General features: G+C 53.7%; 11 protein-coding genes. All 11 read right to left on the bottom strand.

Annotated features, from left to right (window positions below):
• Window positions 1–27 precede the first annotated feature (27 nt).
• The 11 genes from grpE to fba all read right to left on the bottom strand — a co-directional run bounded on the left by grpE (window position 28) and on the right by fba (window position 16,604).
• Window positions 28–669 (bottom strand): nucleotide exchange factor GrpE, encoded by a 642-nt coding sequence (gene grpE / locus ACR64Q_RS04310; RefSeq protein WP_313733697.1) that lies wholly within the window; start codon window positions 667–669, stop codon window positions 28–30.
• 50 nt (window positions 670–719) lie between these two features.
• Window positions 720–1,760, bottom strand: coding sequence for a heat-inducible transcriptional repressor HrcA (gene hrcA / locus ACR64Q_RS04305; RefSeq protein ID WP_020485238.1), 1,041 nt, complete (start codon window positions 1,758–1,760; stop codon window positions 720–722).
• Window positions 1,761–2,312: 552 nt separating this feature from the next.
• Entirely contained in the window at window positions 2,313–2,642 is a 330-nt protein-coding gene (locus ACR64Q_RS04300) for a glycine zipper 2TM domain-containing protein (RefSeq protein WP_036276311.1), read from the bottom strand.
• A gap of 223 nt (window positions 2,643–2,865) precedes the next feature.
• Window positions 2,866–5,208: a TonB-dependent receptor gene (locus ACR64Q_RS04295; protein WP_313733696.1), complete on the bottom strand. Its 2,343-nt coding sequence runs from the start codon at window positions 5,206–5,208 to the stop codon at window positions 2,866–2,868.
• A gap of 262 nt (window positions 5,209–5,470) precedes the next feature.
• A complete protein-coding gene (locus ACR64Q_RS04290; RefSeq protein ID WP_313733695.1) occupies window positions 5,471–9,421 on the bottom strand; it encodes a cobaltochelatase subunit CobN in 3,951 nt (1,316 codons plus the stop codon).
• On the bottom strand, window positions 9,408–9,743 hold the full coding sequence (locus ACR64Q_RS04285; RefSeq protein WP_026147208.1) for a DUF2149 domain-containing protein: 336 nt from the start codon (window positions 9,741–9,743) through the stop codon (window positions 9,408–9,410). The genes ACR64Q_RS04290 and ACR64Q_RS04285 overlap by 14 nt, the downstream gene beginning before the upstream one ends.
• Window positions 9,721–10,329 carry a MotA/TolQ/ExbB proton channel family protein gene (locus tag ACR64Q_RS04280; RefSeq protein WP_313733694.1) on the bottom strand — a complete coding sequence of 203 codons (609 nt, stop codon included), beginning with the start codon at window positions 10,327–10,329 and terminating at the stop codon, window positions 9,721–9,723. Before ACR64Q_RS04280 ends, ACR64Q_RS04285 begins: the two co-directional genes overlap by 23 nt.
• A gap of 213 nt (window positions 10,330–10,542) precedes the next feature.
• A complete protein-coding gene (locus ACR64Q_RS04275) occupies window positions 10,543–11,646 on the bottom strand; it encodes a HupE/UreJ family protein (protein WP_313733693.1) in 1,104 nt (367 codons plus the stop codon).
• 10 nt (window positions 11,647–11,656) lie between these two features.
• Window positions 11,657–13,876, bottom strand: a complete 2,220-nt coding sequence (locus tag ACR64Q_RS04270; protein WP_313733692.1) for a TonB-dependent receptor — start codon at window positions 13,874–13,876, stop codon at window positions 11,657–11,659.
• Window positions 13,877–13,963: 87 nt separating this feature from the next.
• Window positions 13,964–15,388: a HupE/UreJ family protein gene (locus tag ACR64Q_RS04265; protein WP_313733691.1), complete on the bottom strand. Its 1,425-nt coding sequence runs from the start codon at window positions 15,386–15,388 to the stop codon at window positions 13,964–13,966.
• A gap of 205 nt (window positions 15,389–15,593) precedes the next feature.
• A complete protein-coding gene (fba, locus tag ACR64Q_RS04260; protein WP_313733690.1) occupies window positions 15,594–16,604 on the bottom strand; it encodes a class II fructose-bisphosphate aldolase in 1,011 nt (336 codons plus the stop codon).
• Window positions 16,605–16,705 lie beyond the last annotated feature (101 nt).

Here is a 16,705-nt window from a genome sequence, read left to right as displayed (position 1 = left end):
AGCGATATGCGGTTGATCGTCTTAATTTCAAGCCTGCTCATCGATTTTTGCGCTATCGGCTGGTTTATCGTCGGCTTTGGCCACCACCACCATGGCAGGGCGCAATAAACGGCCGTTCAATACATAACCTTTTTGGAAGACGTTTAACACGGTATTGGGTTGGGCGGTGGCGCTGGGTTGCATCACCATGGCCTGGTGCAATTCCGGATTGAACACTTGACCGATGGGGTCGACGGTTTCGATATTAAACTTGGCAAATACCGACTCGAATTGTTTGATGGTCAATTCGCTGCCTTCGCGCAATTTCACTATTTCCGGGCTATCGCCGGTCGCCGCTTGCAGGCCTAATTCCAGACTATCCAAAACACTCAGCAATTCTTTCGCAAATTTCGCCAGACCGTATTTGCGTTCGTCGTCCAAGTCTTTTTGCACGCGTTTTTTTAAATTTTCCATCTCGGCCATGGTGCGGATGGCTTTATCCAGATTGGCCGCAGCCTGTTGCTGGGCTTGCTCCAGTTGTTCCTGCAAGGCTTCCACAGTGACTGCGGCGCCGGCGCCAGACGCTTCGGTTGGCTGTTCGTCCGCGTCGATTGGCTTGGTTTGTTCCAAGACTTCGGCGATCAAATCGCTATCCGATTGTGGTTCGTGGCTAGATTGCTGATGACTCATTACTTACTCCATGGTTCTAAATTTTTTTGTTGGCCTAACGATAGGGCCATTTATTTCGGATTCAAGGCCGCGCCCAATAATTTTGCCGTCACATCCACGAACGGAATCACTTTTTCGTAAGCCATGCGGGTCGGTCCGATCACACCCAACACCCCAACCACTTCGTCATTCACTGAATAAGGCGCCGTCACCAGGCTACAATGATCGAATGCGCTATAGCCGGATTCTTCTCCAATAAATATCTGCACACCTTCGGCCTGTAGACACTGATCCAATAAATGAATGACGCCACGCTTTTGGCTAAAAGCTTCGAACAACTGCTTAAGACGCTCCATGTCCGACAACTCGGAAAAACCCATTAGATTGGTTTCGCCGCTTAATACATAATCGTCGTTGGGCTGTTCGCTGAAGGTAAGCTGTGCCATGTTCACCGCGTCCATCATGCCTTGATTGACCTGCCGCTGATCGTGTTCCATCTCCCGCACGATCAAATCGCGAATTTTCGCCAAGCTGCGGCCGGAATAAACCGAATTCAAATAGTTGGCAGCCTGTTGTAATTCCGCAGGACTGAATTGCTTGTGGGTATGAATAATTTTGTTGTGCACTTCCTGGTCGTCGGTGACGAAAATCACCAACACCCGGGTATTGGACATCGGTAGAAATTCGATGTGCCGCAAGGTGACGCTTTCTCTGCGCGGCAAAGTCACCACGCCGGCCATCCGCGTCACGTCCGACAGCAATTTAGAGGCCTTGCTCAACACGTCGCTAGCCTTATCCGCCTCTCCTTTCAAGCCATGTTGCAGTTGATCCAATTCGCTGGATGCCAAAGGCTTGACGGTTAACAAACTGTCGACGAATAAACGATAGCCGCTCACGGTCGGTACTCGGCCGGCGGAAGTGTGCGGGGAATGGATCAAGCCCATCTCTTCCAGATCCGCCATCACATTGCGAATACTGGCCGGACTAAGCTTTAGCTGCGGATCTTTAGACAACAATCGCGAACCAACAGGCTGGCCGTCCTGGATATACCGCTCAACCAAGGTTTTCAATAAATACAGCGATCTTTCGTTTAAATCTTGTCCGCCAGCCACGTCATCCCCCAAATTCCGTTAGCACTCGATATTGGTGAGTGCCAGACAGCAAAGCTATCAGCTGGGTCCAGCATTGTCAACGGCTTGAACAGGTTATCAATAAACTAAGCATAGCCTGCACATTCAAGGGCTGGGATTGAATCTCCGAAACACCAATCTTATCAAGAACTGATAGACGGGCAGTTTTTCCGGAACTGCAATTTTTAGACGCATCCTCGATATTGTCCAACAACGGGCAATAAAAAACCCTGCAAGCCTTGCGACTTGCAGGGTTTTGATTCGATCTAGCGTTTGGTTATCCGGACTGTATAACGGGAACGCAAACTGACAATAAACCGCTACTGCCAGTGATCTCAAGCGCCCATTTGGGAGAAAGACAACACATAGTAGCTGTAATAGACAACGACAAAAAACAACAATACATTCAATAACTTTTCCACTCTACTGTATTGCTCTTGTTGATATTTTTTACCATTTTTTATTCTCATTTTGTCCTCCTGTCGCATGAGCATCCAAAAATTCAAAGCCGGTTAATTAATTGGCGGTAGCTGATTAACGACTCATACTGTTGCCGATCCAAGCGCCCGCGGCGGCACCGATGCCGGCTCCCAACGGATCGCCCTTACTCATCTCGTAACCCGCTACACTACCTAACGCGCCGCCTACCAAGCCCTGAGTGGATCGTTGGTCGTTACTGTTGTAGCGCGGTGCAGGCGTCGGTGCCGGGACGTATTGCACAACCCGCTCCGGTACATACACCCGCTCGACCTCGACGTACCGGTCATGGTGGTGATGTTTGTGATGACCTCGTCCATGCCCATCAGCCATTGCTAACGGCGAAACCAACAGACTAATTACAACGACACTTGCCACTCTAAACATAAATCCCCTTTATCGAGAATAATTCATCTATGAGTTGATTCTAGAGCGCAATGTTTAAGTCTTGATTAGGAAAAGATTAAGAACAGATGAAGACAGCAAAGCCAACGCTGACATCGCCAATTTTTGTGAACTGTGCACGCTAAGCGAGCGCTGGAGCCGCCAATAGCCTTGCTTCCGAATACTCGGCAGCGTGCGAATATCCGGAAACTGACAATCAATAAAGCTAAAAGCTGTAAGAAATTTCCCCATAAACCGTGCGGCCGGCTTGTTGGTAAAACGCCGAATACTCCCTATCCAACAAGTTATTCACCGAAAACGACAAGTCGATATTCTTCGTGGCCTGATACGCGATGCGGGTATCAACCAGAAAATACGGGTCGTAGCTACCCGGCACATTAGTGTATTGGTCCAGGTTCTGATCGTTGAAGTACGGCTGACTGACATAGCGGCCAATGATGCCACCGCTCCATTTGTCATATTTAACGTCCAGTGCGCCGCTAAACATGGTTTCCGGCAATTGCACCATTTGCTTACCGACGATTAACGGATTGGCGGTGTTTTCGGTGATGATCGAATCGTTCAGCGTGTACGTGCCGTTGAAGTGCAGCCAATCCCAATACAGTTTCTGCCGCAACTTAACTTCCACGCCTTCCACCTCGGCCTTGCCGGCGTTCTGCCTTTCGGTGAGGGTTTGCAGCAATCCGGGGATCGGAATTCCGCTTTTGGCGTAGATCAGATCGCTGATGTAATGATGAAAATAGCTGGCTGCTATAGTGGTGCCCTCGATAGGCTTAGCCTCGCCGCCCACTTCCCAGGAATGCATGGTTTCCGGTTCCAAGTTCGGATTGGGTTCGGTCAGTACCGTTGATGTTTGCGTGTTGCCGTACAACTCGAAATTGGTGGGCGGACGAAATGCCCAACCAGTGGACGCAAACAGCTTGTAGCCGTCGACTGGCAACCAAGTCAGGCTAAACTTGGGATTAAACTGTCCAACCGAGCGTTCCTGATAGCTGCGGTTCACTGCGGGACTGGTACTTTGATTCAAACCCGAGGTCGACCAATCGTCATAACGCACCCCTAAATGCGCGATCAGATTGCTCATGATCCACAGTTCATCCTGCAAATAGGCCGAATAGATACTGGACTCACCGCTACCAAAAGCGGTACGACTGGTGATCGAGTCCCAGTTACGCCAGTTCCCTAGCGCATAGCGCGATTGGCCTTCCAGCTCGGCGTGCGTGGCGCCAAAGCCCACGGTCAGGAAATTGCGCTGCGCCCAAAGAAAAGGAAAACGCAATGCCACATTGCCGTCAATCCGGTTGCTGGGCGTCACCGTCAACTGACCGGTGCCGCCGCTTAGCGAATCCGAGGTAACGTTGGCGAACGGCGAGTAAGTCTCGTGTTGCATGTATTGGAAGTCGATATTCAACTTCACATCATGACCAAAATCGTGCTTCAGATGCGTGAAATAACGCCGCGTGTCTTCGATTGACGGCAAGGAATGCAGGAATAATTGTTCGTAGACGTTGTAACGGCGACCGTCGATATTAATATTGTTGCTGGGATTGCCGACATTACCGATACCTATCGCCAGTGGACTGCCGTTGCTACGGGTCAAATAACTGTTATAGCTACCGGTATCGCTAGTTTCGCTGCGGCTCCAACTCATGCCGCTGTCGATTTGGGTGTTGGGCGTCAGATCATAATACAGATGCAGCGACGCGTTATTTTGCTCCCAGGGGCGCCTGCCCTTGTCGCCGATCAGATACACCGGGGCGCCCTGGTTGTTGATGGTCGGCGTTGCGCCTAACACCGGCACCGACGCACCGTTGGTGGCCGTGGTGCTGCGCGCGACCGTGACATAATCCGAGACCGCCCAATTGTCGCTATCCATATGGTTAAAGGTTAATGAAATCCCTAAACCGTTTTCGAAGCGGTCCCGATAACGGCCCTTGATGCCCCATTGATCTACCGCCGCGCCGCCAGCACCAAACGACAAGCGGCCCTCGCGTTTGGTCGGCACCTTGGAGATCACATTCAATACCCCGCCCATCGCCCCGCTGCCGTACAAAGCCGAGAACGGTCCCGGCACGTACTCCACTTGCTGGGCGTCGTCCATGTTCAGGATATTCCAATCGACGTTGCCGTTGCTGCCAGTATTGACCGGCAGACCATCGATTAAATACAAGGAGCGGTTAGTGCCGCTGACACCGTGAAAACTTGAAGACGCCACGCTGGATCCAGGAAAGTTAGTACCGTAAGCACTCCCGCGCAAATACACCCCCGGCACGTCTTTCAACGCATCGCCGATACGTTGGGTCAGGCGGTTTTCAGTATTATCGGTGGTGATGATACTGACATTGGCCGGGGCCATCGCCGCGCTCATTTCCGAGCGGGTAGCGGTCACCACGGTTGCACCCAACGTGTCATCGTCGCCGGCCGATTTGTCGGTCTTCACGGTTTCGGCTGACCCCGCCGCGGCTTGATCGTTTTCTTCCGCCAGGATTTGAGTGCTGTAGGCCAAATTGCTCAAGGCCAACAGCGTTATTAAAGATAAACGAGACAAAGTACTCCTCCTGTAATCAACCGCCAAACGAGATGGCTGCTTATGGTTTGTTGGATATATTTTTAATTTTTCTTACATCAAGCGCGGACCAGCCCTCGAATTTCGTCTATCAAGGCGCCACGCCGTTATTCATATAGGGCCTAAGTCGGCCCCTAAATCCCCTGTAGCCGTCATCCCCGCGAAAGCGGGGATCCAGACTTCCGACTTTCCTGGGTTACCGCCTTGGCTGGAACGACGAAACCAAAGTTTTTCTAGTCGACCTCTAGGTTTTTTGCTTGTGTTGCTCCCAACTGCCGCGCAGATAACCGGCAACAAATAACAGCAAGATCGCGAAACTCAACCACCAACTTTGCGCCGAACTCAACGGTTGCTGTTGCTCGGCGCTGTCGCTGGCGGCTTTTTTCTCTTCCATCTCATAGCCTTCCAAAGGCTTGGCGACGTCCGGCGCGGCTTGCGCTTGAGCCTGCGGTTGCTGAGCAGGTGGCGACTGTTGAGATTGAGTGGGCTGCAGTGGCGTTTGAGCCGCTGCCGGTGGCTGGGCTTGCGCGCCCGGTGCGGCAGCCTTGGTGGCTTTGGCTGCATCCTGCTGTTCGGCCAGTTTGGTGATTTCCGGGCTGCTGCAAGTGTCCTTGTTGCAAGCTACGCCGGCTTTGGCAATGACTTCCTTGTTAACTTGTTCCAGCTTGGCTTTCACCGCCGGATCGGCTTTCCAGTAGCCTTTGTTGATCGCTACCAACATCCGATCCACCATCGCTTGGTAGGCCAGCAGGTTGTCGGCCTGTTCGAACTTTTTCTGGATATCCAGCTGGTATTTGTCCTCGACATAGGTCTCGTACATCGCTTGCCATTTTTCGGCACCGACCGCTTCCGGCACCGTCACCTGCCAGCCCCACAGGTTTTCGGCTACCATATTGATGAAGCGCGCACCGGAGTAACCTTCCTTCAACATGGATTCAATCCATTTCGGGTTCAGGTAGCGGGTTTGCATTTCCCGGCCTTGATAACGCTCCAAGGTTTCGGTTTTAGCGGCAGTGGGATCAGACAAATCGGCGACCAACACTTCTGGCGTTTTTCCATTCACCTGCCTTGCCGCCATTGCGGTGCCGCCCAGATATTGGAAGAAGTCGTCACCGTCCAGCGTGGCGTAGACGTTGCTGGAGCGGCTGTGAATCACCGCGTCGGTATCCTTTAACGACATTTTGAATAAGTCCACCGCCAGCGTCGCGTCCTGGCTGGCTGCTTCCCCCCAATGGCCGCGGCCGTAGACATGATGCATGCGGTTGAAGAACACGTCGGCCAGTTGCTTTTCGTCGGTCCAGGTGTTGGACAGCGGAATCGCCCGATCCAAATTGGTGCCGTAGGCACCGGACGGCACGCTAAACAAGCGGGCCGAAGCCATGTCCAACGCTTCCTCAGCTTTCATTCCGCGCTTGACCAATTCGGCCTGGGTTTCCTGGATATGCCGGCGCAACGGGTTGTCCGGCTCGTCTTGTTCTTGAGCCTTGGTTTCGGCCTGATCCAACAGCTTGATGACTGAGGCGAACAAATCCCGATACAAACCAGACGGAATGATGGTGACATCGACACGCGGCCGCCCCAATTGCTCGCGAGCAATCATGTCCACACCCTGAATACGCCCCCGTTCGTCCCAATGCGGCTTCACGCCCAACAGATGCATGATTTGCGCTTCCATCACGCCTTCGTGGCGCGAGCTTTCCACGCCCCACAAATTGAATACCAGCCGCTCCGGATAGTGGCCGTGCTGCTTTTTGAAATCGGCGACCACTTGCTCCGCCAGTCGTGCGCCTTCGTTATAAACCGACTCGCTGGGAATCCGCGACGGATCGAAACCGTACAAATCCTTGCCGGTCGGCAACGCGTCCGGGTTACGCAACGGGTCGCCGCCGCTGCCGGCTGCGATATAGCGGCCGGCCAGCGCATCCATCAGCGCGTCCATTTCGGCGTTGACGCTGTCGGCTATGATGTTGGCCATGGCCTGGATTTTCTGCTTGCGGGCCTCACCTTTCAGCTTGGTGTCGCGCGAGACGATGGCTTCGGCAAAACGCAAGCGGGTTGCTTCGTCCGGCGCCTTGCCAAAGGTATGCAAGCCCATCGGCACTTTTTTCTCGCGGATTTCCTTCAAATAATGTTCCAGCTCTTCCAGCTGGTCGCCGGTTTCGGCGCGTTGCATTTTCAGGTCTTTCAGCAGCCCGGCCTTGCCGGCGATCTGGTTGATCTCATCCAGCCTGATCTTTGCCAGCTGTTCGCTTTTTTGCGCGGCGACGTTGTAGTCGTCCAGTAAACCCGCCAGCTTAGCCAGTTCCGGATTCAGATCGGCTTTGTCCAACGGCGGCGTCATATGCGAAATAATCGTCGCCATCGCTCGGCGCTTGGCCTGCAAGGCTTCACCCACGTCGTCCATGATGTAGGGGTAAATCTGCGGCACGTCGGCCATCAAAATCTCGCCTGGATCGGCGGCGGTGAAGCCGACTTCCTTACCTGACAGCCATTCGTGCGTGGCATGCGTGCCCAAATGGATCATCGCGTGTGCGCCAAAGCCTTTTTGCAGCCATAAGTAGAACGCGACGTATTGGTGGTGTGGCGGCATGGTCACGTCGTGGTAGAGTTTCTTGATGTCCTGCTCCCAGCCGCGAGACGGTTGCGGAGCCAGCAGCAGATTGCCGTATTGCAGCGCCGGTAGGATCAAAAAGCGCTTGCCCTTGGCGTCGGTCCAGGCGCCGATCTTGCTGTCTTCCGGTTTGCCCCACGACTTCAGCATCGCCGCCTTGAAGGTTTCCGGCAAGGTGTCGAACCATTTTTGGTAGTCTTCGATCGGCAGCAACACCGCGCGGCCGCTGGCGGCGGCTTCGGCAATCGCGCCGGGCTCCCAGTTGCCTAGGTTGATGCCGTGATTTTTGACAGCGGCTTTCAACGCTTCGCCATCTTGCGGCGCATTGCCCAATTGATACCCTTCCTTACGCAGTCTCTCCAAGATTTGCAGCAACGATTCCGGCAACACGTTCAAATAGGAGGCGCCGATGTTCTCCTTGCCCGGCGGGTAGTTGTAGTACATCAAGGCGACTTTTTTGTCGGCGTTGCCGGTACTGCGCAATTTCACCCACTTGTCCAGGCGGTCGGCGTAGCGGGCGATGCGTTCCGGGATTGGGGTTTCGCGGACGAAATCCTGACCAGTGGTTTTGTCGTGCACGCTTTCCTTGCTGGCGACCACGGTCGGGGCGATTTCGCCGGCGAATTCCGGTAGCGCCACCTGCCAAGCCCGCTCCATCACGTCCAGACCGGTGACGGACTCGGTCCATTGCGTCTGGCTTTGGCTATTCAAGGCAATGCCGTTTAACACCGGCACCCCCAAACGCGTCAGCGTCGGTACGGTTTTGTCCGGGCTGGCGCCGATCTTCAAGGCTAGCGCGGCGATGGCTTCGACCCGGGATTTGCCGTCGGCATTGATCAGCATTTTTTCCAGAGTTTTGTCGTAGGGGTAGCCGAACACCGGCAGTACGTTGTAGCCTTTGGCCTCCAGATTTTCGGCCAAAGTTTTTACCGTATCGGTTTGCCCGGACAAAGCCGAGGAGCGATAGAACAAAATGGCTATCCACGGTTGGCCTGCTTTGAAACCCGCGTAAGCTTTTTGGTAGCTATCAAAATCGGCGAACAATTGCTTGCTGCGCACGTCGAAGGCGCCGATTTCCGGCTGGGCTTGCGGCGGCGCGATGTCGGCCTGGACGTTTTTGAATTTGGCCAAGGCCAGCCGGATCATGTTGGCGGCATTGTCGGCGCCGCCCGCCGACATATAGGCTTGCAGGGCTTTGTCCAGTTGCAGCCCGTAATCGGCGAAATCGGCGTCGTAACTCAAACCGACCGCATACAGCTTGCCACCGTTAGCGGCGATCTGTTTAAAGACGTCGCCGCCTTCGCGCAGAATGCCGCGGCCGGTGATTTGCGCCAACACTAAGTTAGATTTTTGCAATTCAGCGTTATCGGCTTGCGCGAGTTTAGAGCTGGAATAGACGCGGATCGACACGCCTTTTAACAGCGGATCGTTTTGGAGTTTGGCGGTCGCTTCGACGGCAGTTTGTGAATCCAAATCGCCGAGAATCAGGCTCAAATTCAGTGTCGCCGACTCGGCAAACACCCGCCCCGACAGCAACATTAAGCCAAGCGCCAACAGATAGGCCCACATTTTATTCCGGTACATAAACCACCTTACCGTCGTTCAAGCGATAGGCGGTACCCAAGCGTTCGCCGGAACCGCTGAGTTTACGGTCGGTAACTTTGGATACTTTGATTTGCGAGCCTTTCTTGCTGACGATTTCCATGGTGCCATCGGCATTTTCCTTGGTCATCGTCACGGTCGATTCCGGGTTCATGAGATCCAGCATGTTGTAGGCCATAAACAAGGCAACCATCATGCTGACGATGAATACCACGCTGGCATCGAACAGATTGGCGACGCCGGCAATCGGGTCTTCCAGCGGTTCGCTATTGCGATGCAAACTAGAGCGTCTCAGATAGCGCATGGCCGTCCTCCTCGATTGCCAAGTCTTGCGCATCCAATACCCGACTGGCGGCCAGTTCGGCCAGATGGCGCATCGCCGCAAAATCGGCACGCAGCCATTGTTCGCGTACCAATGCCACCAGATAGGTAATCACGCCGCAACCTAAACCGGTCACGGTGGCGGTAAACGCGGTGACCATGCTGCCGGCCATGCTGGGAATATTGCCTTGCGCCAAGGCGGCCAGGGAAATACCCATCGGAATCAAAGTGCCCATCAAGCCCAGCGCCGGCCCCAATTTAATAACAAAGCGAACTTGATCGAGCTTGATTAATTGCCGATGTTCGTGGGTTTGCAGCAGCAACTCCAATTCCACGTCCAGCGGCGCGGCATTGGCGCGTTGCTGGCGCCCCAGCGCGACGGCCAGATCGAGATTGAACAAGCGCACGGTGCGCGAGCCGGCCTTGCGTCGTTCCAGCCATTCCTGCGCCAAACGACCGCAGACATAGACCGAATAAGCGGCCAGCAAAGTGACGATCAGCAATACCGGCAGGTAGAGCGACGACGAGATCATGTACAGAATTTGTTCTAGCATATGGGTGAGTTCCACGGCCTTCCTCCTCTATAAAATTGTTGTTGTTTTATTAAAAAATCTTTTTTACTCAGACGCTTACCTGAAAACCCATCACCGCGTTACCCAAACGACAGGCAATAGCAATCCGTGGCCCGGATGAACCATTTTTTTGGATCAGGATTGAATCAGGCCAGTTTAGGTGGCCTTGAGGCAGCAACTGCGGGCTTGGATCCCGCCATTCGGTTGTATTTACAGCATGGTTCGCTCCACCAACCAGAACGCGCCCATCAAGCTGACGGCAATCGAACCGGCTTTTAGAAACTTCTCGGCAGTCTCGACTTTATTATTCAGCCACCAGATCATCGGCAACACGATAGCGGCGACGGCGATTTGCCCGGTTTCTATGCCTAAATTAAACGACAACAAAGGCAGCAAGATGCCGGTATCACCGGAAGAAATGTCCATTTCCTGCAAGACTCCGGCAAAACCGAAACCGTGAATCAAACCAAAGCCAAAGGTCAGCCAGTGCCGACCCTTGGGATGGTCGCCACGGATGATGTTCTCCACACCCACATAAATAATCGTCGCGGCGATGAACGGCTCGACGAAACTGCTGGGCAGCTCGATCAAGTTAAGTCCGGCGCAGGCCAGCGTGATGGAGTGGGCTATCGTGAAGAAAGTGATGATTTTCAAAGCAGGCCAAAAGCTGTGAGTGACCGCCAACAGCGCAAACAAAAACAGCAAATGGTCGTAACCGGTGACTATATGCTCGATGCCCAGCTTAAAAAAATCGCCAAACGCCGCAAACGGAGCTTGGGGGGACTCCCCCGCCGCGTTGGCGATGGGTAAACTGATTTGATCGTCGTGTTTGCCCAGCATTTTCTCGGTAAGCGCTTTGCCGTTGGCATCCCTGACCGTCAAATACTGCTGATGGCCGTCGGGCAGCAAAGCCAAAAACTTCGACTGTAGCAACAAAGCTGTTTGCACATGCGCCGCATAGTGCAGTTCCACCCGCGCATTATTTTGATCGTCGAAACTGACCTGCCTAGGTTCGCTAGGCTGAACATCCCGGCTATCGACACTGACGCGCAGTTGCGCGGCCAGCAGTTTGGCAATCGCTGGCTTGGCCGCTTCACGCTCAGCATCGGTCACCTCCGCGTCCAAATCGCTATCCATCGGCGCGAAGGCTTCGATGTCTTGCAAGGCAAAGGTCACCTTGGCATCGATTTGCGCGGGTTTAATCGTCACATCCAGCGAGCTCAGGCCCGGCGGATGCGCGCAAACCCAAGCCGATTGGCACATCAACAATGCCGCCATCAGCCATCTACCATTTTTAAAGGTGCGAAATATCATCAGGCTGTCCTTAGAAATTGACCGTGATGGTGCCGCGTACCATGCGCGGCTCTACAGGATGTTTCATTAGGCCTGCCCCGGCGACGCCGTTCGGATAGTTATATTCGTAGTTGTAGGCAATATCGTTGCTTTGCGAACCCAGGATATTGAAGATATCGATCTCGAACTTGTATTGCTTTTGCTTATAGCCCGCGCCCAGGTTAACGATATTGGTATCGCCGGCCCAAACATTGCCCGATTCATCCAAGGGTACGCTGCCGAAATGCCGAAACCGCAAGGTGCCGAACAGGCCGTTGGGCGCTTCGATCAGGGCGCCGGCACTGATCACCCGGCCCACCGAATTAGGGATGAACTTATTGGTGGCGCCGTCCGGGGCTTTATTAAATTGCGCCGTGGTCAACGCATAGTCGGCGTCCAGCGTCAGCCATTCAGTGGGTTTGTAATAGTTGGTAAACTCGATACCGTAACGTTGCGATTTACCATTCACTTCGGTAGTACCGGCATCGCCGACGAACACCAACTCTTCGCTGGATTGCAGCCACCACAAGGCAAAGGTACTGTTCAAACCGGGGATGATATTCGTGCGGGCGCCAACCTCGCCGCCGCGCGACCACGCCGCCGGACGAATCCGTGGACTAACCGCATTGCCGTCCGGGTCCAAATCGGTGCCGGTCACTGGATGTACTTGCAGCGTGGTGCCGCGCGCATCGTTGGAGTGATAGCCGTAACCGATATTCGCGAAGTATTCGGTGTTGTACCAGGGGCCGACCACCAGACTCAGCTTCGGACTGATCATGGCCTTGCCACGACTGCCGGAGTTGGCAGCATTGGTCTCGGCTGTGCCGCTGCCGCTAGCCAAAACCTCAACCTCATTATTGATGAAATCGCCGCGCAAACCGGCGATGGTGCGGACTTTATCGTGCCAGTGGGTGGTGTTTTTGAAATAGGTGCCCACGGTGGTCACGCCGACATTGCTCTTGCTGACAGTGTTGACGATTTGCCGAGCTTCGGTTTCGTACAAACCTAAATCCATGATCTGGTCGTTGCGAAATTGCAGGCCGATGCTGTTGTCCATTTCAAAACCGAACAGCTTGTTGTAGCGGGTATGCTCGAAATGACCGCCGGTTTGTACTCGGCGCTCGGTTTGCAAAATCTGGTCGCCACCGGCGCCGCGGGTAAAGCCGCTGAAATTGGAGAATAAATTCAAATCGGTATAGACCGCGTAGATATTCGCGTCGTTTTTCCAGTTGCCGCCCTGGTTCCAAAAGCTGGCCGAGGCGCTATAGCGGTTGGTCTCGCCGCCGTCGGTTGGGTCCATGCTGCCGTACAAACCGATGGCGCCGCTATCAATCGCGGCTTGCGGGATCTGGTTGGTGGCAGTCCAGCTGTTGGTATAGGCTTTGCCGTTGATTGCCATGCCCCAATCGCCGCGATCCAGCGTGTAGCGCAATTGGCCGTTAAATTTCTTCGAATCTTCCGGCACTTCCCAAACGCCGTCGTACAGATTGAATTCACCGGCATAGAGCAAATCGCCGTCGCCAATTTTATGGGAATTGGCCACCAGCGTTCGGTAGTAATCAAACGAACCGGCGGTAAATTTGGCGATACCTTGATCCAGCCTGTCCATACTGAACATTTTGGCGTAACCGGCCGCCGAGAAGTCCCCCACTTCCGCGTAATACGGGCCCTTGCCGTATTCGACTTTTTTCACCAGCTCCGGAATGATGCTGTTGATGTCCATATAACCTTGGCCGTGGGCGTGGGTAGTCATGTTCATCGGAATACCGTCGACGTAGGTCGTAAAATCGGTACCGTGGTCCAGGTTAAAGCCGCGCAGGAAGTATTGGTTGGCCTTGCCGGAGCCGCTATGCTGGGTGGCGACGGCACCCGGCACCACTTCGACCAATTCGCCGTTACGCGAGAACGGCCGGTATTCGAATTGCTTCTGGCTGACTTCGCCTTGCGAAGCCGACGGTGCAATACCGATCAAATTCTTGCCGCGGCCGTCTTCTTCCACTTCCACCGCGCCCAGCTCTTCCGTGTTATCGGCTTTGGCCTTCACCTTGGCTTTAGCCGGTTTGTCGGCAGTATCGGTAGCTTCGGACTGCGCCTGTTGTTCCGGCTGCTCTGTGCCGGGTGCAGCCTGGAGCGTCGCGCAGCTTAGGCCCAAAATGATTTCCAGGGCGACAATCAAAGGTTTCTTTTTCATCATTGCGGTATACGGATTCATTTCAGCTCCTTTACTGACCGTTAACAGGTGTTAGCGCACAAAAGACATGGGCACAGCGGACGTGGGTTAGGGTGTGCATTGCTTTCCTCATAAGTTGAATATGTGGTTGATTGTTATTGTTATGTTTGGAACGGGAAACACTCGGTCGAGCGGTTTTACTGACATTGCAAACGGCAAGCTAATTCGGCTTACCGGAAGCACATGAATACTGAAAATGCCGCCTGTAAACTTAGCGTCGGCGGTTAAGTACGATAGAAATTTAGTGGGGCAGAAAAAGCTGCCACGAGCGGATTGCCAGGTAAGATCTTGATTACGAACGGCGCAATCAGGCCTGGAGTATTCGAGCGTTTGGGTATGGAGATTGCCGCTATGAGGTTGGGCAAATTTCGATTGAAGATCAGACTCTTCAAGGAATGAATTCGGGGTGTTGCAGGAATTTTGGAGCGCTTGCGGGGCTAAAACACTGGAAACGGGCGGCGAAGTGAGGCCGACGCCGTTGCTGAGCAACTGTTTGCCGGGGGTGTGGTTGACATCCCGATAGTAATGCTTGAAATCCAATCCGGCATCGACCAGATGATCGCCATCGAATATGGCCCTATCCCGGCAAATAGCCAGCCCCTGAGCAGGCTCGGTTTTGGCCAGCAGCTGATGACTGTTTGGCTTATCTGTAGCATGCGCGGTGCTGATCAATAACTTTAATTCACTGTAAGCGCTGTGTGATCGGACACTGCCTAGCTGGTCTCGACAACATTTCGATTCGGCATCGAGTATTCGCTGCCGGGAGAACGCGTTATCATTCCCTGCCCCTCCTGCAATCTGCATGGTCAGCCAGAACGGCGCGGTTTGCTGCAAACCGGAATCGTGAACCAGTTTGACAGACGCATTCAATTGACCTTCATCAAGGGAATCGGCAGATTTAGCCAGCGCCGCATTGGCGAACATGGCCGTCAACAGGCAAGTGGCACAGAACACCACCAATTTGGCTACCAAGATGCCGGCGCCATGCAGCAGCAAAGTCGCCAGCATGAATCCCAAAGTGTATGAAATCAGACTGGCCGAGGTGGATATTTCCTGACCGTGCGCATAACCGTGGAAAAACGCAAAAAACGCCACGATCAACACGTTGACTTTGGCGCTGAAACGCACCTTGCGGGTAATCAGGACGCTGAATACCGCGCACGATAACAGGATGATGCCTTCGACGCTGGGCAGCGCGATACCTGCAGCGCCGGCCAAACCGCCAAGACTCATCACCCCAACGAAGGCCAGCGGCAGCATCCAGATAGCCTGTCCGCGCAATTGCGCAGCCCAGATACCGACGGCCAGCATCGTCACCAAATGATCCCAACCGTTCAATGGGTGGCTAAAACCATTGCTCCAGCCGATACTATCGAAACCGACGATTTGCTTACCCAAAAACGCCAACAACAAAACCAAAGGCAACCCAAAAGACAGCAGCTTACTTAGCTTACGTCTGGCAGTTGATTGTTTGTTAAGGAGGTTGGCTGGCATGGTGCGGTGATGGATTAGTATTTAGTCTGATTAAATGTCGGTTAAAAAATAGCCAATAGAATTTGCGGAATTATGATACTGGTTTTTATGTGATGAACCTAAAACTTTCTTGCGCGTGGCCGGCAGACCTAGTTGCCAAACCTGACACTCCAAACTGCTTACGTCGAAGCCATTTTCGAACGATCAACGCCGAGGGCCTTGCCGCCTACTTATAGCGTTTCGCCATTTCGCTTAATGGTTTGGCTTTAATTTTACCGGCATGCCCAGCGGAACCGAATGCTTCGTAACGTGCCCGACAAAGCGTCTGCATGGCGTCTCTGGCGGCCTGATAAATCTTGCGCGCGTCCAACTCCGCAGCATTTTCCGGTTGGGCGACAAAGCGGCGAATCGCGCCGGTGGAGGCCATGCGTAAGTCGGTATCGATATTCACTTTACGAACGCCGTATTTAATCCCTTCTACAATTTCCGCAACCGGTACACCATAGGTTTCTGCAATATCGCCACCGTATTGATTGATGACTTGCAGCCAATCTTGCGGTACCGAACTGGAGCCGTGCATGACAAAATGCATATTCGGCAGACGCCGTTGCAGGGTTTTTAAGCGACTGATCACCAACACTTCGCCGGTGGGCGGCTTGCTGAATTTATACGCTCCATGACTGGTGCCTATGGCCACCGCCAGCGCATCGACTTGGGTTTGTTCGACAAACTCCACCGCCTCATCGGGGTCGGTCAGTAAGCGGCTGTGATCCGAATCCTGCTGATTTTCCAACGAACCCAGGCAACCGATTTCTCCCTCCACCGAGACCCCACAAGCATGCGCCATGCTCACAACACGGCGGGTCACCTCAACGTTGTAGTCAAAAGAAGCCGGAGTTTTCATGTCCTCCAGCAAAGAGCCATCCATCATCACCGAGCTAAAACCGGATTGAATCGCCTGGGCGCAGATGTCGGGCGAAGGCCCGTGGTCTCGGTGCATCACCACCGGAATATGCGGATATTGCTCGACGGCAGCCAATATCAAATGCCGCAGAAATACCTCGCCGGCATAACGATTCGCCCCAGCCGAGCCTTGCATAATCACCGGACTGTCGCAGGCATCGGCCGCCTGCATAATAGCCTGCACTTGCTCCATGTTACTGATATTGAAAGCCGGCACGGCAAAGCTATGTTCCGCCGCGTAATCCAAAAGTTGTCGCAATGATATTAAAGCCATATTCGGCTCTCCTTAGCTTTGATTTATAAAAAGGAAAACTCTAAAACCCAACTTGATTGATAAGCTGCTTCAGTTAATTCAAAGGCACTTCCCGTAAGTCG

The sequence above is a fragment of the Methylomonas sp. 2F7 genome (genome assembly GCF_057126975.1).
The sequence above is the reverse complement of the archived record's forward strand: the minus strand, read 5'-3'. Positions and strand labels throughout refer to the sequence as shown.

What these genes read in the sequence shown, in the direction of transcription:
- grpE (WP_313733697.1), bottom strand. Translation starts at nt 669, where the DNA reads ATGAGTCATCAGCAATCTAGCCACGAACCACAATCGGATAGCGATTTG.
- ACR64Q_RS04270 (WP_313733692.1), bottom strand. Translation starts at nt 13,876, where the DNA reads ATGAATCCGTATACCGCAATGATGAAAAAGAAACCTTTGATTGTCGCC.
- fba (WP_313733690.1), bottom strand. Translation starts at nt 16,604, where the DNA reads ATGGCTTTAATATCATTGCGACAACTTTTGGATTACGCGGCGGAACAT.
- ACR64Q_RS04275 (WP_313733693.1), bottom strand. Translation starts at nt 11,646, where the DNA reads ATGATATTTCGCACCTTTAAAAATGGTAGATGGCTGATGGCGGCATTG.
- ACR64Q_RS04265 (WP_313733691.1), bottom strand. Translation starts at nt 15,388, where the DNA reads ATGCCAGCCAACCTCCTTAACAAACAATCAACTGCCAGACGTAAGCTA.
- ACR64Q_RS04285 (WP_026147208.1), bottom strand. Translation starts at nt 9,743, where the DNA reads ATGCGCTATCTGAGACGCTCTAGTTTGCATCGCAATAGCGAACCGCTG.
- ACR64Q_RS04300 (WP_036276311.1), bottom strand. Translation starts at nt 2,642, where the DNA reads ATGTTTAGAGTGGCAAGTGTCGTTGTAATTAGTCTGTTGGTTTCGCCG.
- ACR64Q_RS04290 (WP_313733695.1), bottom strand. Translation starts at nt 9,421, where the DNA reads ATGTACCGGAATAAAATGTGGGCCTATCTGTTGGCGCTTGGCTTAATG.